General features: G+C 37.6%; 2 protein-coding genes. Both read right to left on the reverse strand.

The window, feature by feature from the left end; translation table 11 throughout:
• Positions 1-45: 45 nt before the first annotated feature.
• Positions 46-369, reverse strand: coding sequence for a hypothetical protein (locus NG42_RS21615; RefSeq protein WP_052903085.1), 324 nt, complete (start codon positions 367-369; stop codon positions 46-48).
• A gap of 1 nt (position 370) precedes the next feature.
• Positions 371-800 (reverse strand): RHS repeat-associated core domain-containing protein (locus tag NG42_RS21620; protein WP_277619657.1); only part of this gene is annotated, 430 nt, incomplete at its 5' end.

Here is an 800-nt window from a genome sequence, read left to right on the forward strand (position 1 = left end):
AAACTATTTTATCAATACAGAAATAAAATATGGCTAGCTCAAATTTTAATCCCCTGGTTTTTCCCAGTATTTTATTTTTTCCATCTCTCTTTCTACATCGTCCATATCGTCTTTACCTAATTCATCATTAAATTTTTCTGATATTATTTTTCTTATATGTGCCAATCTATTAGTAATTCTGTTCTCATCAATAAATCGAGTTGTCTCCTTACAGTACTCGCCTTGTATTTCCTCTGTAACCTCCTCATCTCTACGATGATAATAATATCTGGCAATATCTCTTAAAGATATCAACATATACTCTACCTCAGAAAGAACTTTGATAGCCTCATCAGCAGTTAGAGTGATTTTTTCATTATCTTTCAGCATGTTACCTTCTTAATATTACTTCAGGATTTATAAGAACAAGATCACCTTTCACAGTAAGTTCTTCTGTATGGTATCTGGGGTTCATTTTCCACTCCAATAACTCATTAGGAGCATCCGTCTCAATATAGTCCTTACCCTTTCCTTTTCCTATTTGATACTTTTCCTCAGCATCTTTTGGGCTTAAAGGTTTTTTACTTGCTGGTTCAACATATACGCGGCCATTATCCTTAGCTTTTATTATGCCGCTTTCATTAATGCCTTGTGAACCCTTACGGTTTGTATAATGTCTCACTCGTATATGACCACATGCAGTTAACCCAAACGGATCGATCCAGCTTAACGGATTCGGCGCATACTGGTAAAGATTCAGCCCGCCCGCCACCCCAATCGGATCCGGCTGGGTAAAACGCGCGCAGTCGGGATCGTAGTAG

This window comes from Winslowiella iniecta (assembly GCF_001267535.1).
In the GTDB taxonomy this organism is placed as follows: domain Bacteria; phylum Pseudomonadota; class Gammaproteobacteria; order Enterobacterales; family Enterobacteriaceae; genus Erwinia; species Erwinia iniecta.